This window comes from Pseudomonas sp. 3-2, assembly GCF_019710535.1.
Taxonomy (GTDB): Bacteria; Pseudomonadota; Gammaproteobacteria; order Pseudomonadales; family Pseudomonadaceae; genus Aquipseudomonas; species Aquipseudomonas pharyngis.
Genome location: NZ_CP081200.1, coordinates 2,068,943 through 2,092,661, shown reverse-complemented (window position 1 = coordinate 2,092,661; position 23,719 = coordinate 2,068,943). Strand labels below are relative to the sequence as shown.

Sequence of the window (23,719 nt, the reverse complement as noted above, 5' to 3'; positions counted from 1 at the left end):
AGGACACCTCGACGATGGTCTTCGACTCCTTCGACATCAAATCCCTGATCCGCCCCGTGATCGACTTCCCGAAACCGGGTGTGATCTTTCGCGACATCACCCCGCTGTTCCAGTCGCCCAAGGCTCTGCGCCTGGTGATGGACAGCTTCGCCCACCGCTATGTCGAAGCCGACTTCACCCACATCGGTGCGATGGATGCGCGTGGTTTCCTGATCGGTTCGGTACTGGCCTATCAGTTGAACAAGCCGCTGGTGTTGTTCCGCAAGCAGGGCAAGCTGCCGGCGGACGTGCTGGCCGAAGGTTACGCGACCGAGTACGGCGAAGCGTTCCTCGAAGTGCACGCCGACAGCCTGTGCGAAGGCGACTCGGTGGTGATGTTCGATGACCTGATCGCCACCGGCGGCACGCTGATCGCAGCGGCCAACCTGATCCGCCGCATGGGCGCCCGCGTTCACGAAGCCGCGGCGATCATCGATCTGCCGGAACTGGGTGGTTCGCAGCGTCTTGAGGACATGGGGATTCCGACGTTCTGCCTGACGCAGTTTGCGTTGACTGATAAATAAGCGGCGCCTGCCATTACGCCTTCGCGAGCAAGCCCGCCCCCACATTCGACCGCATTCCCCTGATGGAACATGGTCGAATGTGGGAGCGGGCTTGCTCGCGAATGGGCCGGCAGCCTCACTGCAAAATCTAAAGTCCCATCTGTTTGCTGATGATCTCGTTCATCACTTCCCGCGTCCCGCCGCCAATCGACAGAATCCGGTTATCCCGATACAGCCGCTCCACCAGACTTTCGCGCATATAACCCAACCCACCAAGAATCTGCACCGCTTCGTTGGTGATGCGGTCCGAAGTGTCCGTGGCAAAGTTCTTGGCCATGGAAATCTCCTTGATCACGCTCTGCCCCGCCGCCATCTTCGCCGCCTGCCGGTAGGTGAACTCCCGCGAGACTTCCAGCGCCGTGGCCATTTCCGCGAGGCGATGCTTGATCACCTGGAACTTGCCGATGGGTTTGCCGAACGCTTCGCGTTCCTTCGCCCACTTCAGGCTCTCTTCCAGCGCCAGTTGTGCGGTCATGTTGGCCATCAGCGCCAGCGCCAGACGTTCGCTCTGGAAGTTGCCCATGATGCAGGCGAACCCCATGTTCTCCGCGCCAATCAGGTTTCCTACGGGCACCCGGCAATCATCGAAGAACAATTCAGCCGTGTCCGACGCCCACCAGCCCATTTTCTTCAGCGGCCGGCCGACGGTGAAACCCGGCGTGCCCTTCTCGATCAACAACAGGCTGATGCCGCCAAAACCGGGCGCACCGGTACGCACCGCGACGGTGTAGTAATCGGCGCGCACACCACTGGTAATGAAAGTTTTGCTGCCGCTGACTCGATAGTGGTCGCCATCGCGTACGGCGCGGGTCTGCAGATTGGCGACGTCGGAACCGCCGCCCGGTTCGGTGACGGCCAAGGCGCTGATTTTCTCGCCGCTGAGCACTAGGGGGACGACGCGGTCACGAACTTCAGGCCGGGCCCATTTGATGATCGGCGGCAATCCGATGTCGAGCGAGCCGAGCCCGGCGACCAGCCCGCCGGAGCCGCAACGCATCAGTTCTTCGCTGGCGGCAATTTTGGCGAACAGATCACCTTCGTGACTGCCGCCCAGCGCTTCGGGGTAACCGATGCCGAGAATGCCGGCCGCACCGGCCTTCAGGTACAACTCACGGGGAAAGCTCTCGGCTTCTTCCCACGCATCGACGTCCGGCAGGATCTCGCGCTCGACGAAACGTCTGACGCTGTCGCGGACCATTTGGTGGCTGGGGTCGAAGTATTCCTGGAAGGCGGGCATCGGCGAACTCCATGGAAGGGTTCGCCGAACTTAACCGAGCGCTTGCTTGGTTTTCAACAGGATTGTGTGGCTCAGAGGGAAATCGGCTTGCGCCCGGCAAACGAGTGAGCCAGCGTGCCGCCGTCCACCAGTTCCAGTTCGCCACCCAGCGGCACGCCGTGAGCGATGCGCGAGGCGATCAAGCCTTTGTTCTGCAGCAACTGGGCGATGTAGTGTGCCGTCGCTTCACCTTCCACGGTCGGGTTGGTGGCGAGGATGACTTCGGTGAAGGTGCCCGCCTCTTCGATCCGCGCCATCAGTTGCGGAATGCCGATGGCTTCCGGGCCCAGGCCGTCCAGCGGCGACAGGTGCCCCTTGAGCACGAAGTAGCGACCACGGAAGCCGGTCTGCTCGACCGCGTAGACGTCCATCGGCCCTTCCACCACGCACAGCAGCGTGTCGTCGCGGCGGGTGTCGGCGCATTGCGGGCACAGATCGTCTTCGGTCAGCGTGCGGCACTGGCGGCAGTGTCCGACCCCTTCCATGGCCTGGCTCAAGGCCTGGGCCAGGCGCGTACCGCCGCTGCGGTCACGTTCGAGCAACTGCAACGCCATACGCTGGGCAGTTTTCTGACCCACGCCCGGCAAGGTTCGCAGGGCGTCGATCAGTTGGCGAATCAAAGGGCTGAAGCTCATGGGGAAAAAGTCCGACAAAACAACGAGACGCGGTTTATACCCGCGCCTCCGGCCAGCGTCAAATCCTCAGTCCTGGGCGACCTTCACCACCAGTTTGCCGAAGTTGCGCCCCTCCAGCAGCCCGATAAACGCCTCAGGCGCCTGCTCCAGGCCCTCGACCACGTCCTCGCGGAATTTAACCTTGCCGTCGCGCACCCACGGCACCATGGCACTGATGAATTCCGGCTGACGGTCACCGTAGTCGTCGAACACGATGAAACCCTGAATCCGTACGCGTTTGGTCAGCAAGGTGCGTTGCAACATGGGCAGGCGATCCGGGCCTTTCGGCGCTTCCGAAGCGTTGTAGCCGGCAATCAGGCCACACAACGGGACCCGCGCCTTGGGATTGAGGAGCGGCACGACGGCATCGAAGACATGGCCGCCGACGTTTTCATAATAGATGTCGATGCCATTGGGGCAGGCCTTGGCCAGTTGCTCGGCAAAGTCCGGCGCCTTGTGATCGATACAGGCGTCGAAGCCCAGTTCCTCGACCACGTATTTGCACTTCTCGGCACCACCAGCCACGCCGACGGCGCGCAGACCTTTGATCTTCGCCACCTGGCCGACCACCGAGCCCACTGCGCCGGAAGCGGCGGCGACCACCAGGGTCTCCCCTTCTTTCGGCTGACCGATGTCCATCAAACCCATGTAAGCGGTCATGCCCGGCATGCCCAGCACGCCGAGCGCCATCGACGGGCTCGGCAGGCCCGACGGAATCGGGATGATGTTGCGGCCATCGCTGATGCTGTGGCTTTGCCAACCGGTGGCACCGACGACCAGATCGCCAGGGTGGAATTTCGGATGACGCGACTGCTCGACCCGGCTGACAGCGCCACCGGTCATCACTTCGCCGATTTGTACCGGCGCCGCGTAGGACGGCGCGTCACTCATGCGTCCGCGCATGTAGGGATCGAGCGACAGATACAGGGTCTTGAGCAACACCTGGCCGTCCTCAAGGTCCGGCAGCGCCTCGCGCTCCAGACGGAAATTCTCGGGCGTCGGCGCGCCCACCGGACGCGAGGCCAGCACGAAGCGTTGATTGAGGGTCAGAGGGTCGGACATGTCAGCGTCTCCTTTGAATGATGAATTCGGGGGTATAGGAAGCAGACCCTTGGGGCGGTGGGGTGTTCGATGTTTATTCCGGCAAATCGTGTTGACGCTTTCGCGAGCAAGCCCGCTCCCACATTTGAAATGCAATCCCATATGGGAGCGGGCTTGCTCGCGAAGGCGTCATTACAGCCAACACATCTCTACCGGCCAGAAACAAAAATGCCAGGCGCACTGCCTGGCATTTTGTGTAGCTCATCCAACCCGCAAAGGCGAATCAGAACGGCAGTTTCATACCGGCCGGCAGGTTCATGCCAGCGGTCATGCTGCCCATTTTCGCCTGGCTGTTGGCTTCGATCTGACGCACAGCGGCGTTGACGGCTGCGGCCACCAGATCCTCGACCACTTCACGGTCGTCTTCGTCCAGGCCCGGCAGTACGCTCGGGTCGATGCTGACTTTTTTCACGTCATGACGACCGGTCATCACCACGGTGACCAGATCACCACCGGCTTTGCCGGTGACTTCGGCGTTGGCCAGTTCTTCCTGCATCTTGGCCATTTTTTCCTGCATCTGCTGCGCCTGCTTCATCAGGCCGGCCATGCCACCTTTCATCATGGGAATCACCTCAAAAGTACTTGGATCAAAACAGCGCCCGGCCATACAGGCCGGACGCCCTCAGTTATTAGCCCTGACTGATCAGGGCGTCGACAGGTTCAATAGTATCGTGTCGCACGACCGCACCGAACTGCTGGACCATCTGCTGGATGAACGGATCGCCGTGGATCGATTCCTCCGCCTCGCGCTGACGGTTGGCACGGCGCCGGGACGCGGCCTGGGCCGGGGTTTCCTGTTCGGGCTTGATCAGCTCGATGGTCAGGGTCAGCGTGCGCCCGTGGAACTGGTTCAGCGCATCGTTCAGGCGACGCTGCTGGGTGGCGTTGAACAAGGCGCTGTGGGCCGGGTCCAGGTGCATCAGCCAGTGATCGCCATCGACCGCGATCAGCGTGCAGTTGGCGGCGATGCTGCCGGTCATGCCGGAGATCGGCAGTTGCGGGAACAGCTCCAGCCATTGCAGGGCCAGACCGGTGGCCGGCGCGGCGGCGGGTTCCGGCTCGGGCTCGGGGGCCGGTTCTGCAGCGTGTTCGCTGGCCAGATCGTCGAGGTAACTGTAGGCCGAATCCATGTCCGGCTCGATGTAGTCCTCGTCCAGCGGCGGCTCGTCGTCCATGTCCATGCCCGGCGTGGCAGCATCGACTTCGGCCACTGACGGTTCGGGGATTGGCGCGGCGGCCCACTCCGGGGCGTCCGGCACGACGCTGTCCGGAGTCGGCAGTGGCATTGGCGGCAAATCGGGTTGTTCGGCGGTGTTTTCCAGAACGGGCTCCACCGCTGGCTGCTGCACAGGCGCCGGTTCTACCGGGTCATTCCACGGCAGATCGACAACTTCCTCAACGGCAACCGGCTCTGGCTCTGGCTCAGGAACGGGTTCCGGCACAATCACCTGGGCAACCGGTGCAGGCTCGGGAGCAGGCGCAGGCGTAACCACCGGTGCTGGCGCGGGTGTGGGTGCAACAGCCGCAGCAACTACCGGCGCAGGTTTCGGCGCGGCAGCCACTGAGTTTGCGGAATCAACTGTGGCCTGGCTGATCCCCACTGGCTTTAGCGGTTGCCTCGGGGCGTCTGCCGTGTCCGCCGGCCGGAAGGCCAGCATCCGCAGCAGGACCATTTCGAAGCCGCCTCGCGGGTCCGGCGCCAGCGGCAAGTCGCGGCGGCCGATCAGGCCCATCTGGTAATAGAACTGCACGTCTTCGGCCGGCAACGCCTGCGCCAGGGCCAACACCCGGTCACGGTCGCCATGACCGTTGTCGACACCTTCCGGCAAGGCCTGGGCGATGGCGACACGGTGCAGCACATTGAGAATTTCCGAGAGCACGCCGTTCCAGTCCGGCCCCTGTTCGGCCAGATGGCGCACGGCTTCGAGCAACGCCTTGGCGTCGCCTTCAATCAGCGCGTGCAACACGTCGTAGACCTGACCGTGATCCAGCGTACCGAGCATCGCCCGCACATCGGCGGCCAATACCTTGCCTTCACCGAAGGCGATGGCCTGGTCGGTCAGGCTCATGGCGTCACGCATCGAACCGTCCGCCGCGCGGCCGAGCAGCCACAGGGCGTCGTCTTCGAACGGGACGTTTTCGGCGCCCAGAACGTGGGTCAGATGCTCGACCACCCGCTCAGGCGTCATGTTCTTCAGGGAGAACTGCAGGCATCGCGACAAAATCGTTGCCGGAAGTTTCTGCGGGTCGGTGGTCGCCAGGATGAACTTGACGTAGGGCGGCGGCTCTTCGAGGGTTTTCAGCAGCGCATTGAAGGAATGGCTGGAGAGCATGTGCACTTCGTCGATCAGGTAGACCTTGAAGCGCCCGCGGCTCGGGGCGTACTGCACGTTGTCGAGCAGTTCGCGGGTATCCTCGACCTTGGTCCGGCTCGCGGCGTCGATCTCGATCAGGTCGACGAAACGGCCTTCATCGATCTCGCGGCACACCGAACACTCGCCACACGGGCTGGAAGTGATACCTGTTTCACAGTTCAGGCATTTGGCGATGATCCGCGCAATCGTGGTCTTGCCGACGCCCCGCGTACCCGTGAAGAGGTAGGCGTGGTGCAGGCGCTGGCTGTCCAAGGCATTGATCAGAGCCTTGAGCACATGGGTCTGGCCGACCATTTCGCGGAACGAGCGCGGACGCCATTTACGTGCAAGAACCTGATAACTCATCGAAAACCGTCGCGGCAAAGGAAGCAGAAGCGGCTAATGCTAGCGGAGCAAGGGCAAAATTGCATCCGGTGTGCTCGTCTATTCTGGCTAAGCTGCATGGGCAGGGGCTTTTATCGGTTCGGGATCGGGAATTACCGGAGCGTTTATGCGGTGGGCCGTGGGGGCAATACTGGGAATCAGCCTGAGCGCGATGGCGTCGCAACCGCCGCTGCGCTTCGCCGTTGCCGACAGCTGGGCGATGCCGATGGTGCAGATCGAACGCGGCCGCCCGACCCAGGGCATCCTCTACGACATGATGCTCAGCCTCGCGACCCAGGTCGGCGTGCCGGCGCAATTTCACGTCCTGCCCCGCGCCCGGGTGCAGAACGCCATGGAACACGGCGAAGTCGACGTGCGCTGCTATGCCGCACAATCCTGGCTGCCGAACCTGTCCGGGGACTACATCTGGAGTCTGCCGCTGTTCTTCCAGCGCGACCTGCTGATCAGCCGTCAGGGGTCGCCGGTCCAGTCCGACCCGGCCCACCTGCCCCGCCAGTCGATCGGCACCGTCCTCGGCTACAGCTACCCCACGCTACAACCGATATTCGACGCCGACCGACTCTGGCGCGAAGACGCGCGCAATCAGGAGCAGGTGCTCGACAAACTGCTGGCCGGCCGCTACCGCTACGCCGTGAGCAATCAATGGACCCTGGACTGGTTCAACCAGCGCCTGCTGCCGGGGCAACAACTGCAAGCGGTGGCGGTGTTGCAGGAGCAGAAGGTCGGCTGCTATGTACGCAACGATCCGAACGTGCCGGTGCAGCAGATATTGAGGACGTTGCTGCGGATGAAAATGTCGGGGGAGATTGATGACATTATCCGGCTGTACACCGGCAGCTCGGGCAGAGAACCGTGAGCCCGACCCTCAATGCCCCGCCGTATCACGAAACCGCTGGTACTCGTGATACTCGACCCACGCTACGACATCGTACGGCACGTAAAGCTTCAGCCTGGCCCGGGAAATAGCGATGTACACGGCGCAGATCCGCTGATCGAACGCGTAGGCGTCCTTGAACCTCTCGTTGGTCAGCAGCCCCGGTGTCAGTAGCACCTTGTCGAACTCCATGCCACCCGCCTCTTCCGCGAGCATCAGCAGGCAGCCGTTGCCGGCGTTGTCGATCATTCGGTTCAGGCGTGTCAGGTCGGCAATCATGAAGCCGTTTTCCAGCTTGGCCTTGACCCGCAGAAACGACTCGTCGAACCGGTTGGCGTCGCACACAGCCTGCCAGTCGGGCAGATCGCTGAAGTACGGATGCACGCCGTTTTCGCTGAATTCGGAACGGTAGAAGTCCGGCTTGAACAGTTCGATGGCGGTGGCCATGAAATGCTTGAGTTCATCCTGGGTGCGCTTGTCCGGGAATCTGAACTTGCAGTTGGCATCGTGCAGGTGGATGGCCCAGATCATCGTGTCCCACGGCGATGCCGTCAGCACCACGCAGCCTTCGGGCGGCACAAAACCTTCCGGATATTCCTTGATCAGGACGTCAGCATCACTGGCGCCTTCGAACGGTATCTTGCCCTTCTGCGAGTGCCGGGCGATCAGCGGATTGACCAGCCGCTCGACGTTGCGACCCGAACGCACGGAATAGCTGATATCGCTCTGGCGAACCTCACGGTGCCGTTTGACCGGCACACCGCTGGCCTGCTGGTACTCGTCGCCGAGGGTGATCAACACCTGGCGGCCACGTTCGATGATCTGCAACAGCGACCCGGGAATATCCTGGCTCTCGTCGATCAGCACGTGCGTGTAGCGCGCCGGCACCACGCAACCAGCAATGCAGGCCCGCTTGATCATCAGCAGCGCTTCGAACCCGGTCTGGCTGCCCCACGCCGGGTTGAGTTCGAGATAGCCCCACACCCGGCTCGAATACTCCAGCAACACCTGAGCGTCCACGCTGGAGAGCGGCTGGTTGAAATGTGGAAGATGCTTCGCCGAAAAAGTGTGATCGCGGAAGCGGCAGTAGCGCTCGATCACCTTGAGGCAGAGTTCAAGGGTCGCCTGCCCGTCGTGGTGGCGAAAGCCGAAGATATTCAGTTCCTGCGCCAGCGCCTGGCGACTGAGGATCCGAGTCGCCCCTTCAGCCTGAGGCCTGCGCCCGAGCATCAGCGACTGTGCAAACGCCAGGAAGGTCTTGCCAGCCTTCTTCTCGCTCGGCCCCACCATGCGCTGACGAAGAACTTCGAGCTTGGCCGGGGTGCGCGCCAGCAACAGAGTCTTTTCCGGGCGCAGGTGCTCCAGCAACGCCACCAGCAGATGGCTTTTGCCGATTCCTGCGTAGCCTTGAACGTGCAGGTCTTCGTCCAGATTGGCGCGGAAGGTTCTGACCAGTTTGTCCTGTGCCGGGCTCAACCAGCGCTCGCGCTGTCGGGGCGTCACTATCGGCTGGCTGAACGGGTCATGGCTGCGGTGACGCCGGACTTTGTATTCGAAGTCCCACTGGCCATCGGGCAATAGGTAGTCGCGTGCCGATATTTCATCGGCCAGCAGAAAACGCAAGTTGAGAGGGTTAAGGACCTTCAGGCCGAAATACAGTTTGCGCGGGTCGAACAGCCGCTGGGCTTCAGACAGCAGGCCCGCCGTCGTTGACTGACGGTTTTCAGCAGCCCAGGACAAGAGCTTGGCCAGAATTTTCTCTGCCGTCACGGCGCCGAGATCCTGCTCTTTCGTCTGCACCAGATTCTGGATGACCAGCACTGCCGCCAATTCGGGATCGGTCAGGCTTTCGAGCGCTTTTGCGCCACCCGCCTGCAACAGGTTCGCGCAGGTTTCATCCGTGACGGGCAAGAACACAGGGCTGGATAGATCGGAATGTTCCGGGAGCATAAAACCTCGCGGCCAGGGCGCAGACCTTGCTGGGTCGATCCTGGCCAGACTCTTCATTTATTTCGGTGGCTGCGAGTATGCGGGATTGAAGAGCAAATGATTACCCCGTGTCGGCGCCCTCGCGAGCAGGAGGTTTGGGTACAAACCGCCAAATCGCAGGCATAAAAAAACCGCAGTGGGCGAAACCCATGCAGTTCGGTGTTGATTCGTTCGATGTTCGTTAAGGTGGTAACCCTACCAGCCACACCCCGGCACACAATGTTCCCGCTGTGGCTGCTGCCTTCCGGCTCTGACCAGGTTCACGGGTAATCGTTGCGGGGGGACCGATAGGGTCACCATAACGACGCTCACCTGTCGGCGAGCCGCGCCATTGTACCTATCTGAGACGAAGTTACAACCGCTCGTTGCAGATTAAAAATATGAAGGGCTTCAAGCACTTGCTATTGCGCCTGAAGCACCTCGTCCGCGCGGCCGCCCTCTTGCTGGATCACCAGATGAATGAAGTGCAGCTTGGCGATCGCCGCCGGCGGCAGGACAAACGGATAGAAATCCGGCTGGCCCATGCTGCGCGACAGTTCGTTGAGCATGCCGGCCAGTTCGATCCACGCGTTGACGAACGACAGGAATGCCGCGCCGCCGGGATGCTCCGGGTCGTACAGGGTGCTCGACGGAAACGGCTGGTAGTCGAGGTCCATCTCCCGGGCGCTCATGCCGAAACTCAACGCCGTATCCACCGCGTCCATCATGTGCAGGTAATGCGCCCAGGTTTCCGCCCAGTCCTCCCACGGGTGCATGGTGGCGTAGGCGCTGACGTAGTGCTGCGACCAGTCCGCCGGCGCGCCCTGTTGATAATGCCGTTCCAGCGCCTCGGCATAACTGGCGCGCTCGTCGCCGAACAGGTTGCGGAAGGAACCGAGCCACGGGCCGTTGTCGATCAGGCGATCCCAGTAGTAATGCCCGACCTCATGGCGAAAGTGCCCGAGCAGCGTGCGATAAGGTTCGTGCATCTGCGCCCGGACGCGCTCGCGGTGGGCGTCGTCGGCTTCTTCGATGTCGAGGGTGATCAGGCCGTTGGCGTGGCCGGTCATGGGTGCATTGCCTTGCAGATCGACGCCGATGAAATCGAAGGCCAGGCCGGTGGCTTCGTCGACGGTTTTCGGGACGACCGACAGGCCAAGGCTGATCAGTTGCGCGACCAGCCGCCGCTTGGCGATTTCCACCTTGCGCCAGCGTTCGGGGTTTTCCGGGACGGACAGGTCGGGGATGGTGCGATTCAGATCGCAGGCCGCGCACAGGGTGTCGTGATCATTGGCGGGCAGCAGCCAGTTGCAGGCCGCCGGGGTGTCGAGATTGGCGCAGCGCCGGAACAGCCCGGCGTCGGGATCGACGTCCAGCGTCCAGGTGCCCTCTTGCGGCCCCGGCTGCAACGAGGTCAGTCGACTGTGTTCCGGTTGATAACCCAGTGCCGCGTTGCAGGCCAGGCACTGGCTGTTGCGAAAGAACAGCGACTGGCCGCAGCGACACGGCCAGACTTTGCTGTTGCGCGAGGATTCGCCCATGAACGGCGCGACGATGCGGGAACTGAGCTGCTCGAAAAAGCGGTACATGGCGATCTCTCCCTTGGGCTTGCCAAGACTAGATCATTCCCGCGAGTTGATCGTTCCCGCGCGTTGCATCAGGCGGAAATACCGTGTCCTTTCAGGAACGCGATAAACGCCTCCTCATCCATGACCCTCACGCCCAGTTCGTTGGCCTTGGTCAGTTTCGAGCCGGCGCCCGGTCCGGCCACCACGCAGTGGGTCTTGGCCGACACGGAACCGGCAACCTTGGCGCCGAGGCTTTCCAGGTGTTCCTTCGCGATGTCGCGGCTCATCAACTCGACCTTGCCGGTCAGCACCCAGGTTTCCCCGGCCAGTGGCAGGCCTTCGACGACTTTCTTTTCGCTCTGCCAGTGCATGCCGAAATCGCGCAGTTGCTTTTCGGCGTCTTCAGCCAGTTGACGATGCTCGGGCAAGGCAAAAAACTCGCGTACCGAATTGGCCTGCTTCTCCGGCAATGCCTGGCGCATGTCCAGCCAGTCAGCGTTCATCACCCCTTCCAGCGATTCGAACTTGTCAGCCAGTTTCTGCGCCCCGCCCGGCCCCACCGAAGGAATGTGCAGCTTGTCGAGGAAGCCGCCCAGCGTGGTGCTGGCGGCAAACTCGGCACCCAGCTCGCCCTGATCCTGAATCTGCAAACCGTGGCCCAGCAACTCGGTGATCACCTGCTGGTTGTGTGCATCTTCGAAGAAGCTGTGAATCTCGTGCGCCACTTCCAGACCGATGTCCGGCAGGTACGTCAGCACCTGCGGCAAGGCTTGCTGGACGCGCTCCAGCGAACCGAGCGAACGCGCCAGCACCTTAGCCGTCTCCTCGCCGACATCCGGGATCCCGAGCGCATAGATGAAGCGCGCCAGCCCCGGCTTCTTGCTGTCTTCGATAGCGGTCAGCAACTTGTTGCTCGACACTTCGGCAAAGCCTTCGAGGTCGACGATGTCGTCGAACTTCAGCGCGTAAAGATCGGCCGGCGAATTGACCAGACCTTCGTCCACCAACTGCTCGACGCTCTTGTCGCCAAGACCTTCGATGTCCATCGCGCGACGGGAGACGAAGTGAATGATCGCCTGCTTGAGTTGCGCACCGCACGCCAGTCGGCCGACGCAGCGATACACCGCGCCTTCGCTGATGGTTTCCTTGCCCTTGCTGCGTTTGACCAGTTGCGTGCGTTCGACATGGGAACCACAAACCGGGCAGCTCTCGGGAATCTGCACCGGCCGCGCGTCTTCGGGACGACGCTCGGTGACGACCTGCACCACTTGCGGGATCACGTCACCGGCGCGGCGAATGATCACCGTGTCGCCGATCATCAAGCCCAGCCGGGCCACTTCATCCATGTTGTGCAGCGTGGCATTGGCCACGGTGACACCAGCGACCTTGACCGGCTTCAAGCGCGCCACGGGTGTGACGGCACCGGTGCGGCCGACCTGGAATTCCACGTCGAGCAGCTCGGTGAGTTCTTCCATGGCCGGGAATTTGTGGGCGATGGCCCAACGTGGTTCGCGGGCGCGGAAGCCCAGTTCGCGCTGATCGGCAATGCTGTTGACCTTGAACACCACGCCGTCGATTTCATAGGCCAGCGAATTACGGCGCTCACCGATATCGCGGTAATAATCCAGGCATTCGCCGATGCCCTTGGCCAGTTTCAATTCGTGGCTGATCGGCATGCCCCAGGCTTGCAGTTGCTTGAGGTTGCCGATGTGGGTGTCGGCGATGTCGTGAGAGACCTGACCGATGCCGTAGCAGCAGAATTCCAGCGGGCGGTTGGCGGTGATCTTCGAATCCAGCTGACGCAGGCTGCCGGCGGCGGCGTTGCGCGGGTTGGCGAATGTCTTGCCGCCGACTTCCAGTTGCGAGGCGTTGAGGCGTTCGAAACCGGCCTTGGACATGAACACTTCGCCGCGCACTTCCAGGGTCGCCGGCCAGCCCGTGCCGTGCAGCTTCAGCGGGATGTTGCGCACCGTGCGCACGTTGACGCTGATGTCTTCGCCAGTGGTGCCGTCGCCGCGCGTGGCGCCGCGCACCAGCACGCCGTCCTGATACAGCAGACTGACCGCCAGACCATCGAGTTTCGGCTCGCAGCTGTATTCCACCGCCGCGCCACCGCCAAACAGATCGCCGGCCGGCAGATCCAGACCCTCGGTCACCCGACGGTCGAACTCGCGCATGTCGGTTTCCTCGAAGGCGTTGCCGAGGCTGAGCATCGGCACTTCGTGACGCACCTGGGTGAACGCGGTCAGCGCGACGCTGCCCACACGCTGGGTCGGCGAGTCGCTGGTGATCAGTTCCGGGTTGGCCGCTTCCAGCGCCTTGAGCTCGTGGAACAACCGGTCGTACTCGGCATCCGGAATGCTCGGCTCATCGAGGACGTGGTAACGGTAGTTGTGCTGATCGAGTTCAGCGCGCAGCTCTAAAATGCGGTCTTTGGCGGCAGTCATGGGTGTTCTCTCATAAAGCAAAAGAGCAGCCGAGGCTGCTCAATCTATTTTGCCGATTGCCTCTTTATGACGAGGCAACCTTTTCAATCAACGCTTCTGGGTCAGGGCGCGACGTTCGAATTCGACGATGCGCTGACGGTAGTGCTCGATGGTCTGCGCGGTCAGGACGCTGCGCTGGTCATCTTTCAATTCGCCGTTCAGTTCCTGGGACAGCTTGCGGGCTGCCGCCACCATCACGTCGAAGGCCTGCTTCGGATGACGCGGGCCTGGCAGGCCGAGGAAGAAGCTCACCGCCGGGGTGCTGAAATGGTCGATATCGTCCAGATCGAAGATGCCCGGCTTGACCGCGTTGGCCATCGAGAACAGCACTTCACCGTTGCCAGCCATGCTTTCGTGACGGTGGAAGATATCCATCTCGCCGAAACGCAGGCCGCTTTCCAGAATGTTCTGCAGCAGTGCCGGGCCCTTGAAGCCGGCCGGGTCGCGGCAGATCACGCTGATCACCAGCACTTCTTCGGCTTGCGGCTGATCTTTATCGGCAACGGCAGGCGACGACTTGGCGGCAGATTCGACAAAATCATCATCGCGGCTGCTGAAGCTCGGGCCGCCGTCCAGATCCAGATCGAGGTTCAGGTCGCCCTGGGCCGGACCGTTGCTGCCACGCTTGCCGCGCTTGGAACCGGATTCGCGAGGCTCGCGTGCTTCGCGGGCCGGCATGCTCACCGATGGCAGATCGTGTTCGTCCAGTTGTGGCTCTTTATGGGTATCCAGCACGCGGGCCGGGCCCAGCAGTTCGGCGCTGGTGTCCTCGTCCGGCAGGTTGGACAGACTTCGGTCAAGACGGAATTTCAGTTTTCCCTTGCCGCCGCGCATACGGCGCCAGCCATCGAAAAGAATACCGGCTATCACAATGATGCCGATGACGATCAGCCACTCGCGCAGACCGATTTCCATGTAATCCCGTGCCTCTATAAAAAATGCTGAAAAATAAGGGGTTTACACTGTGCAAACCGCTTTAAAACGTGGCGCCAACTCTATGTTCTGACAGGCGTTTTGCCCACGTATACGAAAAATTGACATTAAACTAGCACGACCAAAGACAACTTTACACCGTCTGTCTCATTGGCTTGCGCGATTATGTCGATTGGCCAGCAAGTCGAAGCCGGTAAATATGTCCTACAGACTACAAATACCTTTTCCGACACGCGCCGACTCAGGCATCCACCATCGCCATCGCCTCCTCGACATCCACGGCTACCAGTCGCGAACAACCCGGCTCGTGCATCGTCACACCCATCAACTGGTCAGCCATTTCCATGGCGATCTTGTTGTGGGTGATATAGATGAACTGCACGGTCTGCGACATCTCCTTGACCAACCGTGCGTAGCGTCCAACGTTAGCGTCATCCAGTGGTGCGTCAACTTCATCGAGCATGCAAAACGGCGCCGGATTCAATTTGAAGATCGCAAAAACCAGTGCCAGTGCGGTCAGCGCTTTTTCACCACCGGAGAGCAAATGGATGGTGCTGTTCTTCTTTCCGGGCGGCTGCGCCATGATCGTCACCCCTGTATCGAGTAGATCTTCGCCCGTCAGTTCCAAATACGCCCGCCCGCCACCGAAAACTTTTGGGAAAAGTGCCTGTAAACCGCCATTGATCTGATCAAAGGTATCTTTGAAACGGTTACGGGTTTCCTTGTCGATCTTGCGGATGACGTTTTCCAGGGTCTCCAGGGCTTCGACCAGATCGGCGTCCTGGGCGTCCAGATAACGTTTACGCTCGGATTGTTGCTGGTATTCGTCGATCGCCGCGAGGTTGATCGCGCCCAGGCGCTGAATGCGCGCGGCGATGCGTTCAAGTTCTTCTTCGGCAGCCTTCTCGCTGGCCTCGGCAGTCAAGGTGTTGAGCACGCCGTGCAGGTCGTAGCCGTCTTCCAGCAGTTGATCCTGCAGGGCCTTGCGGCGCACGGTCAGGGCCTGCCATTCCATGCGTTGCTGTTCGAGCTGGCCACGGATCAATTGCGATTGCTGCTCGGCCTGGGTCCGGCGTTTTTCCGCGTCGCGCAGTTCGCGGTCGGCGTCTTCCAGAGCGATCTGGGCGGTCTTGAGTTCGTCGTCGACGCTCATGCGCTTGTCGAGCAATTCTTCGAGTTTGAGGCGCAGCTCTTCCAGCGGCGCCTCGCCCTCCTCCAGATTCAGGCTGAGCTGTTCACGCTTTTCAGTCAGGCGCTCGGCCTGCATTTCCAGACGCTCAAGGGCCTGACGGGTCGAGTCGTGTTGTGCCCGCAGCGAACCGAGGCGCACGGCCAATTGATGCGCGTGATCCTTGTGCTGACGGGCTTCCTGACGCACGCGATCCAGGCGTTCGCGCAGACTGTCACGCTGGGCCAGCAGCAACTCGCGCTGCTCGGTGTCGAGGGCCATGGCGTCGAGGGCGTCCTGCAACTGGATCCGCGCTTCGCCGATGTTTTCGTGTTCCAGTTCGCGCTGCTCGGCGAGCTCGACCAGTTCTTCGTCGAGACGGGTGCGACGCAGATTCAACTGCTCGGCCTTGGCTTTGCCGGCGGACAGTTGAGCTTTCAACTCGCCTTGTTGACGGGCTTCGTCTTGCAGCAAACGACGCAAATGTTCGCGGCCGTTTTCCTGCTGACGCTGTTGCGCGCGCAGGGTTTGCAGACGGGTTTCCATGGCCTCGACCGTGGCTTCGCGCTCTTCGCGCTCCGCATGCAACGATTCAATTTCCTGGCCGCGTGCAAGCATGCCGCTTTCGGCTTCGCTGGCGCGACGCACTCGCAGGAAATGCCGGCCGACCCAGTACCCGTCGCGGCTGATCAGGCTCTGCCCGGCAGCCAGTTGACCACGCAGGGCCAGCGCCTGTTCAAGGCTGTCGACCGGTTTGACCTGAGCAAGCCAAGGCGACAGATCGACCTGCGCCTCGACCTTGTCCAGCAGACTGCCAGCCACGCGCACGCCGTCGTTGCCGGGGCTGAGCAAACGCAGATCGCCCTGGGCAAAACCGGACAGATCGAAGCCGTCGAAATCATCCACCAGCACCGCTTGCAGATCGGCGCCGAGCACGGTTTCCACCGCCAGCTCCCATCCGGCCTCGACCTTCAGGCCTTCGGCCAGGCGCGGGCGTTCGGCGAGGTTGTGTTCCTTCAGCCATTCGGCAGTGCCGGTGCCCGGATCGAGCGCGGCCTGCTGCAAGGCTTCCAGCGATGCGAGGCGGCCATTGAGGCGCTGCAAATCGCCCTGCGCCTGTTGCTGCGCAGTCAGTGCCTGCTGCAATTCCTGGCGCAACTGCTCAAGTTTTTCGACCTGGGCTTCTTCGCTGGTCTGCAGATCTTCAAGGGTGGCCTCGGACTCGGCGAGCTGTTCGCTGAGTTCCATGATCGCCGCGTCTTCCGGATCGGCCGACAGCAACGCCCGCTCTTCGCCGAGACGCTTTTGCCGATCGGCCAGACGCTCCATGCTGGTTTCCAGCTGCTGGATGCGCGACTGCTGCACTTCGGCCTGACGACGGGGTTCGGCGGCGGTCAGGTTGAAGGCGTCCCACTGCTCCTGCCAGCCGTGCATGACGGCTTCGGAATCTTCCAGCGCAGCGGCGGCTTCTTCTGCGGCGGCGTTGGTGATTTCCTGCTCGGGAGTCAGTTGATCAAGTTCTTCGCCAAGGGTCAGCAGCAAGGTGCGGTCGTGGCCCAGGTGCGATTCGGTTTCGAGGCGTGCGCGCTCGGCTTCTTTCAGATCGTCCTGCAATTGGCGCAAGCGCTGCTGACCGTGCTGGATGCTCTGCTCGACCCGGGCGATGTCGCCGCCGACCGAATAGAAGCGCCCCTGCACCAGATTGAAGCGTTCGGACAGGTCATGGTGACCGTCGCGCAGGCGTTCAATGGCGGCGTCGGCGTTGCGTTGCTCGGCGACCAGCGCTTCGAAGCTGATTTCCTGGTTGCCGATGATCGATTCGCGCTGGCCGACCTGATCGTTCAGATCCTGCCAGCGCAGGGCCGACAATTGCGCCTTGAGCTGGCGCTCTTCAGCCTTGTATTCCTGATACTTCTTGGCGGCCTCGGCCTGACGGTGCAAGCGTTCGAGCTGGCGTTCGAGCTCTTCGCGCAGGTCAGTCAGACGGGCAAGGTTTTCGTGGGTGCGACGGATGCGGTTTTCGGTCTCGCGTCGGCGCTCCTTGTACTTCGAGATGCCTGCCGCTTCTTCGATGAAGTTACGCAGGTCTTCGGGCTTGGACTCGATCAGCTTGGAGATCATCCCCTGCTCGATGATCGAGTAGCTGCGCGGGCCGAGGCCGGTGCCGAGGAAGATGTCGGTAATGTCGCGACGACGGCATTTGGCGCCGTTGAGGTAATAAGTCGTCTGGCTGTCGCGGGTCACCTTGCGGCGGATCGAAATCTCCGCGTAGGCCGCCCACTCGCCCAGCAGCGTGCCGTCGGAGTTGTCGAACACCAGCTCGATGCTCGCCTGGCTCACCGGTTTGCGGCTGGTCGAGCCATTGAAGATGACGTCGGTCATCGACTCGCCGCGCAGGTTCTTGGCCGAGCTTTCGCCCATCACCCAGCGCACGGCGTCGATGATGTTCGACTTGCCGCAACCGTTCGGCCCGACGACCGCCGCCATGTTGCTGGGGAAGTTCACCGTGGTCGGGTCGACGAAGGATTTGAACCCCGCCAGCTTGATGCACTTGAGCCGCAAGGTCAGGCAACCGTCAGGGCGGACACCACCAGATCGCAGCTGCGCTGGGCGTAAGCCGTCAGCACGATGCGGATCTGCGGCAGGTCACGGGCGAGGACGGCGGCGAGCAAGCGTTCGAACAGTTCGAGGAACTCGCTCATCTCGGCCTTGCGCTGCTCCAGCGCGAGGAAGTACGCACGGCTCATGGCCGGTTGCAGGTTCTCGACGGTTTCCTGCAGGTACGGGTTGTTGGCGAAGGGATACGCGGCGCGCATGACGTTGAAGCTGTCGTCGACGAAGGTGCGGATGTCCTGACGCTCGTAGCTGGCGGTCAGACGCTGCTGGATCTGCACGAACGGCGCCATGTCGGCCTGGGTCTGCCAGCCATTGGCCACTGCGTTGCCGAGCAGGATGTACAGCTCGCTCATCAGCGTGCACAGGCTCTGCACCTTGTGCGCCGTAAGCTCGGTGACGTGCGCACCGCGGCGCGGCAGGATGGCGATCAGGTGACGGCGCTCGAGGATCAGCAAGGCTTCGCGGACCGAACCGCGGCTGACGTTCAGCGCCAGCGTGACCTTCTGTTCCTGGATGCGCTCTCCCGGCTTCATTTCGCCGCGAATGATCCGTTCGGCGAGGTGGTGAGCGATTTGCTCGGCGAGGCTGTCCGGCGCCTTGAACGTCATGGTTGTCCTTCAAACTCTTCGATCTGCACAAGCGGCGCAGTGTAGCGCAATGCGCGGTCATGGCGGAGTGCCCGCACAGCGGTTTTTGGCACGATTCCCGCAAAAAAGCGCTTGATCCAATGAGGGTCAATACTGAAGAGACACGTGGTTGAGCGACAAAACGGTTTTTCCTGACCTTTAAGTCAGAAAACCATTGACCGAAAAGTCAGACCTGCTAAATTCGGCTCAAGTCGCTCAACAACAATAATGAGTCTGCGAGGCCTTCCGTGATCCAGTTTTTACTTAACCAGGAACTCCGTAGCGAGCACGCCCTGGACCCGAACCTGACTGTGCTCAACTACCTGCGCGAACACGTGGGTAAATCCGGCACCAAAGAAGGCTGCGCCAGCGGTGACTGCGGCGCGTGTACGGTGGTGGTCGGCGAGTTGCAGACGGATGACGATGGCCGCGAGCACATTCGCTATCGCAGCCTCAACTCGTGCCTGACGTTCGTTTCGTCGCTGCACGGCAAACAGTTGATCAGCGTCGAAGACCTCAAGCACAAGGGCGAACTGCACAGCGTGCAGAAAGCCATGGTCGAGTGCCACGGTTCGCAGTGCGGTTTCTGCACCCCCGGTTTCGTGATGTCGCTGTTCGCCCTGCAAAAGAACAGCGATGCACCGGATCAGGCCAAGGCCCACGAAGCGCTGGCCGGCAACCTCTGCCGCTGCACCGGCTACCGGCCGATCCTGGCCGCCGCCGAACAATCCTGCTGCGCCAAGCAACCGGACCAGTTCGACGCCCGGGAAGCGGAAACCATCGCCCGCCTCAAAGCCATTGCCCCGACGTCGATCGGTGAACTCAACAGCGGCGACAAACGCTGCCTGGTGCCGCTGACCGTCGCCGACCTGGCCGATCTCTACGACGCTTATCCACAGGCCCGACTGCTGGCCGGCGGCACCGATCTGGCGCTGGAAGTCACTCAGTTCCACCGCACCCTGCCGGTGATGATCTACGTCGGCAACGTCGCTGAAATGAAGCGCATCGAAACCTTCGAAGACCGCATCGAAATCGGCGCTGCCACTGCCCTCTCCGACTGCTACGAAGCGTTGACCGCCGAGTACCCGGACTTCGGCGAACTGCTGCACCGCTTCGCCTCCCTGCAGATCCGCAACCAGGGCACCCTCGGCGGCAACATCGGCAACGCCTCGCCGATCGGTGACTCGCCACCGCTGCTGATCGCCCTCGGCGCGCAGATCGTGCTGTGCAAGGGCGAGACCCGCCGCACGCTGGCCCTCGAGGATTACTTCATCGATTACCGGGTCACCGCGCGTCAGGAAAGCGAGTTCATCGAAAAAATCATCGTGCCTCGCGCCACGGCCGAGCAGCGCTTCCGCGCCTATAAGGTCTCCAAGCGTCTGGACGACGACATTTCTGCCGTCTGCGCCGCGTTCAATCTGCGCGTCGAGAACGGCGTGATCACCGACGCCCGCGTCGCCTTCGGCGGCATGGCCGCGATCCCGAAACGCGCCGCTCATTGCGAAGCCGTGCTGCTCGGTCAGCCGTTCAACAACGCAGTGGTCGAACGCGCCTGCACCGCGCTGGGTGAGGATTTCACCCCGCTCTCGGACTTCCGCGCCAGCAAGGAATACCGCCTGCTCAGCGCGCAGAACCTGCTGCGCAAATACTTCATCGAACTGCAAACACCGCACATCGAGACTCGGGTGACCGCTTATGTCTAACCATCACGGCGTAGAGAAAACGCAAGCTGAACTGGCTGAATTGTTCGCCAAGGATCTGACCTCTGGCGTCGGCCGCAGCGTCAAACACGACAGCGCCGCCAAGCATGTGTCCGGTGAAGCGCAGTACATCGATGACCGCCTGGAATTCCCCAACCAGTTGCACGTTTACGCACGGCTGTCGGATCGCGCCCACGCGAAAATCATCAGCATCGACACCCAGCCCTGCTACGCCTTCGAAGGCGTGCGCATCGCCATCACCCATGAAGACGTGCCGGGCCTGAAAGACATCGGCCCGCTGCTGCCGGGTGATCCGCTGCTGGCCATCGATGACGTGCAGTTCGTCGGTCAGCCGGTGCTGGCCGTGGCCGCCAAGGATCTGGAAACCGCACGCAAGGCCGCCATGGCCGCAATCATCGAATACGAAGATCTGGAACCGGTGCTGGACGTGGTCGAAGCCCTGCGCAAGCGCCATTTCGTGCTCGACAGCCACACCCATCAGCGCGGCGATTCGGCCAGCGCCCTGGCCACGGCTGAACATCGTCTTCAGGGCACGCTGCACATCGGCGGCCAGGAACACTTCTATCTGGAGACCCAGATCTCCTCGGTGATGCCAACCGAAGACGGCGGCATGATCGTTTACTGCTCGACCCAGAACCCCACCGAAGTGCAGAAACTGGTGGCCGAAGTCCTCGACGTGTCGATGAACAAGATCGTGGTCGACATGCGCCGTATGGGCGGTGGTTTCGGCGGCAAGGAAACCCAGGCCGCGAGCCCGGCGTGCCTGTGTGCGGTGATCGCGCACCTCACCGGCCAGCCGACCAAGATGCGCCTGCCACGGGTCGAAGACATGCTGATGACCGGCAAGCGTCACCCGTTCTACGTCGAGTACGACGTCGGCTTCGACAGCACCGGGCGCCTGCACGGCATCGCGATGGATCTGGCCGGTAACTGCGGCTGCTCGCCTGACCTGTCGGCCTCGATCGTTGACCGGGCGATGTTCCACTCGGACAACTCGTACTACCTCGGCGATGCGACCATCAACGGTCACCGCTGCAAGACCAACACCGCGTCGAACACCGCGTACCGTGGTTTCGGCGGCCCGCAAGGGATGGTCGCGATCGAAGAAGTGATGGACGCCATCGCCCGTCACCTGAACCTCGATCCGCTGGCCGTGCGCAAGGCCAACTACTACGGCAAGACCGAGCGCAACGTCACCCACTACTACCAGACCGTCGAGCACAACATGCTCGAGGAGATGACCGCTGAACTGGAAGAAAGCAGCCAGTACGCCGAGCGTCGCGAAGCGATCCGTCGCTACAACGCCAACAGCCCGATCCTGAAAAAAGGCCTGGCGCTGACCCCGGTGAAATTCGGCATTTCCTTCACTGCCAGCTTCCTCAATCAGGCCGGTGCGCTGGTGCACGTCTACACCGACGGCAGCATCCACCTGAACCACGGCGGCACAGAAATGGGTCAGGGCCTGAACACCAAAGTCGCGCAGGTCGTGGCCGAAGTGTTCCAGGTGGAAATGGACCGCGTGCAGATCACCGCGACCAACACCGACAAAGTGCCGAACACCTCGCCGACTGCGGCCTCCAGTGGCGCCGACCTGAACGGCAAAGCGGCGCAGAACGCTGCCGAGACAATCAAGCGGCGTCTGGTCGAATTCGCCGCGCGGCACTACAAGGTCAGCGAAGAAGACGTGGAATTCCACAACGGCCACGTACGGGTGCGTGACCACATCCTGACCTTCGAAGCACTGATCCAGCTGGCGTATTTCAATCAGGTGTCGCTGTCGAGCACCGGGTTCTACAAGACCCCGAAAATCTACTACGACCGCAGCCAGGCCCGTGGCCGGCCGTTCTACTACTTCGCCTTCGGCGCGGCGTGCTGCGAGGTGATCGTCGACACCCTGACCGGCGAGTACAAGATGCTGCGCACCGACATCCTCCACGACGTCGGCGCCTCGCTGAACCCGGCCATCGACATCGGCCAGGTCGAGGGCGGCTTCGTCCAGGGCATGGGCTGGCTGACCATGGAAGAACTGGTATGGAACAACAAGGGCAAGCTGATGACCAACGGCCCGGCCAGTTACAAGATCCCGGCCGTGGCGGACATGCCGCTGGACCTGCGGGTGAAGCTGGTGGAAAACCGCAAGAACCCGGAAGACACGGTGTTCCACTCCAAGGCTGTGGGTGAGCCGCCGTTCATGCTCGGCATCGCTGCGTGGTGCGCGATCAAGGATGCGGTGGCCAGTCTGGGCGACTACAAGCATCAGCCGAAGATCGACGCGCCGGCGACCCCGGAGCGGGTGTTGTGGGGCTGCGAGCAGATGCGCCAGCTCAAGGCGGTGAAAGCCGTCGAAGCTGAAACCGAGCTGGCTCCGCTCTAGACCGAGGCGCGGCCATCGCGAGCAGGCTCGCTCCCACATTTGGATGCATTCCCATGTGGGAGCGAGCCTGCTCGCGAAGAGGCCCGAACAGACAACGACAGATGTCGAGGTGAACATGTACAACTGGATCGACGCCCTCGCCGACCTGCAGAACCAGGGCGAACCCTGCGTTCTGGTGACGATCATCGAAGAACTCGGCTCGACGCCGCGCAATGCCGGCTCGAAGATGGTCGTCAGCGCCCGCCAGACTTTCGACACCATCGGTGGCGGGCACCTGGAATACAAAGCCATGCAGATCGCCCGCGAGATGCTCGCCAGCGGCAAGCAGGACACCCATCTTGAGCGCTTCAGCCTCGGCGCCAGCCTTGGCCAGTGCTGCGGCGGCGCCACGGTGCTGTTGTTCGAACCGATGGGCCAGGTGCAGGCGCAGATCGCCGTGTTCGGCGCCGGCCATGTCGGCCGCGCGCTCGTGCCGCTGCTCGCCAGCCTGCCCTGCCGGGTACGCTGGATCGATTCCCGGGAAGAGGAATTCCCCGAGCAGATTCCCCACGGCGTGCGCAAGATCGTCGCCGAGGAACCTGTGGATGAAATCGACGACCTGCCCGCCGGCAGCTACTGCATCGTCATGACCCACAATCATCAGCTGGATCTGGAGCTCACCGCCGCGATCCTCAAGCGCAACGACTTCACCTGGTTCGGCCTGATCGGCTCGAAGACCAAACGCGCCAAGTTCGAACACCGCCTGCGTGACCGTGGCTTCGACGCCAGCGTCGTGCAACGCATGCGCTGCCCGATGGGCATCGGCGAAGTCAAAGGCAAGTTGCCTGTGGAAATCGCCATCTCCATCGCCGGCGAAATCATCGCCACCTATAACGCCAATTTCGGCCAGCACACCGCCAGCGCCGAACCGATTGCCAAACTGCTGCCGGTTTCGCGCCGCAGTCAGGCCGCCACACTCAAAGCCTCAAACTGA

16 protein-coding genes and 1 other RNA gene are annotated in these 23,719 nt (G+C 62.0%); 5 read left to right on the top strand and 12 right to left on the bottom strand.

Going from position 1 to position 23,719, the window contains the following annotated elements; all coding sequences use genetic code 11:
- Positions 1 to 14 precede the first annotated feature (14 nt).
- Positions 15 to 563 (top strand): adenine phosphoribosyltransferase, encoded by a 549-nt coding sequence (locus K3819_RS09605; RefSeq protein WP_003223345.1) that lies wholly within the window; start codon positions 15 to 17, stop codon positions 561 to 563.
- 127 nt (positions 564 to 690) lie between these two features.
- Here K3819_RS09605 and K3819_RS09600 read toward each other — a convergent pair whose 3' ends face one another.
- The 5 genes from K3819_RS09600 to dnaX all read right to left on the bottom strand — a co-directional run bounded on the left by K3819_RS09600 (position 691) and on the right by dnaX (position 6,373).
- Complete coding sequence (locus K3819_RS09600) at positions 691 to 1,839, bottom strand: acyl-CoA dehydrogenase family protein (protein ID WP_221399115.1); 1,149 nt, start codon at positions 1,837 to 1,839, stop codon at positions 691 to 693.
- A gap of 71 nt (positions 1,840 to 1,910) precedes the next feature.
- Positions 1,911 to 2,513 (bottom strand): recombination mediator RecR, encoded by a 603-nt coding sequence (recR, locus tag K3819_RS09595; protein WP_007951652.1) that lies wholly within the window; start codon positions 2,511 to 2,513, stop codon positions 1,911 to 1,913.
- A 66-nt stretch (positions 2,514 to 2,579) separates the two neighbouring features.
- The gene (locus tag K3819_RS09590; protein ID WP_074687639.1) at positions 2,580 to 3,614 is read right to left on the bottom strand and encodes an NADP-dependent oxidoreductase; all 1,035 of its coding nucleotides are present in this window, start codon (positions 3,612 to 3,614) and stop codon (positions 2,580 to 2,582) included.
- Positions 3,615 to 3,876: 262 nt separating this feature from the next.
- Positions 3,877 to 4,215 (bottom strand): YbaB/EbfC family nucleoid-associated protein, encoded by a 339-nt coding sequence (locus tag K3819_RS09585; protein ID WP_007951650.1) that lies wholly within the window; start codon positions 4,213 to 4,215, stop codon positions 3,877 to 3,879.
- Positions 4,216 to 4,282: 67 nt separating this feature from the next.
- Positions 4,283 to 6,373, bottom strand: coding sequence for a DNA polymerase III subunit gamma/tau (dnaX, locus tag K3819_RS09580; RefSeq protein WP_221399114.1), 2,091 nt, complete (start codon positions 6,371 to 6,373; stop codon positions 4,283 to 4,285).
- Between the two features lie 145 nt (positions 6,374 to 6,518).
- On the opposite strand from dnaX, the gene K3819_RS09575 reads away from it, so the two are divergent.
- Positions 6,519 to 7,268, top strand: coding sequence for an ABC transporter substrate-binding protein (locus K3819_RS09575; protein ID WP_221399113.1), 750 nt, complete (start codon positions 6,519 to 6,521; stop codon positions 7,266 to 7,268).
- A gap of 9 nt (positions 7,269 to 7,277) precedes the next feature.
- On the opposite strand, the gene K3819_RS09570 is transcribed toward K3819_RS09575, so the two are convergent.
- The 7 genes from K3819_RS09570 to K3819_RS09540 form a co-directional block, all read right to left on the bottom strand.
- Entirely contained in the window at positions 7,278 to 9,236 is a 1,959-nt protein-coding gene (locus K3819_RS09570; protein WP_221399112.1) for a hypothetical protein, read from the bottom strand.
- 232 nt (positions 9,237 to 9,468) lie between these two features.
- An RNA gene (ffs, locus tag K3819_RS09565) (signal recognition particle sRNA small type) lies at positions 9,469 to 9,565 on the bottom strand.
- Between the two features lie 111 nt (positions 9,566 to 9,676).
- Complete coding sequence (locus K3819_RS09560) at positions 9,677 to 10,843, bottom strand: putative zinc-binding metallopeptidase (RefSeq protein ID WP_085613292.1); 1,167 nt, start codon at positions 10,841 to 10,843, stop codon at positions 9,677 to 9,679.
- Between the two features lie 68 nt (positions 10,844 to 10,911).
- Positions 10,912 to 13,269 (bottom strand): NAD-dependent DNA ligase LigA, encoded by a 2,358-nt coding sequence (gene ligA, locus K3819_RS09555; RefSeq protein WP_221399111.1) that lies wholly within the window; start codon positions 13,267 to 13,269, stop codon positions 10,912 to 10,914.
- A gap of 87 nt (positions 13,270 to 13,356) precedes the next feature.
- Positions 13,357 to 14,223: a cell division protein ZipA gene (gene zipA / locus K3819_RS09550; RefSeq protein WP_085613290.1), complete on the bottom strand. Its 867-nt coding sequence runs from the start codon at positions 14,221 to 14,223 to the stop codon at positions 13,357 to 13,359.
- A 259-nt stretch (positions 14,224 to 14,482) separates the two neighbouring features.
- Positions 14,483 to 17,971, bottom strand: coding sequence for a chromosome segregation protein SMC (gene smc, locus K3819_RS09545; RefSeq protein WP_221399110.1), 3,489 nt, complete (start codon positions 17,969 to 17,971; stop codon positions 14,483 to 14,485).
- A gap of 2 nt (positions 17,972 to 17,973) precedes the next feature.
- On the bottom strand, positions 17,974 to 18,633 hold the full coding sequence (locus K3819_RS09540; RefSeq protein ID WP_011333269.1) for a GntR family transcriptional regulator: 660 nt from the start codon (positions 18,631 to 18,633) through the stop codon (positions 17,974 to 17,976).
- Between the two features lie 266 nt (positions 18,634 to 18,899).
- Here K3819_RS09540 and xdhA point away from each other — a divergent pair, with 266 nt between their 5' ends.
- The 3 genes from xdhA to xdhC all read left to right on the top strand — a co-directional run bounded on the left by xdhA (position 18,900) and on the right by xdhC (position 23,719).
- A complete protein-coding gene (gene xdhA / locus K3819_RS09535; RefSeq protein WP_221399109.1) occupies positions 18,900 to 20,354 on the top strand; it encodes a xanthine dehydrogenase small subunit in 1,455 nt (484 codons plus the stop codon).
- Positions 20,347 to 22,746: a xanthine dehydrogenase molybdopterin binding subunit gene (gene xdhB / locus K3819_RS09530; protein WP_221399108.1), complete on the top strand. Its 2,400-nt coding sequence runs from the start codon at positions 20,347 to 20,349 to the stop codon at positions 22,744 to 22,746. The genes xdhA and xdhB overlap by 8 nt, the downstream gene beginning before the upstream one ends.
- A 115-nt stretch (positions 22,747 to 22,861) precedes the next feature.
- The gene (gene xdhC / locus K3819_RS09525; RefSeq protein WP_007952025.1) at positions 22,862 to 23,719 is read left to right on the top strand and encodes a xanthine dehydrogenase accessory protein XdhC; all 858 of its coding nucleotides are present in this window, start codon (positions 22,862 to 22,864) and stop codon (positions 23,717 to 23,719) included.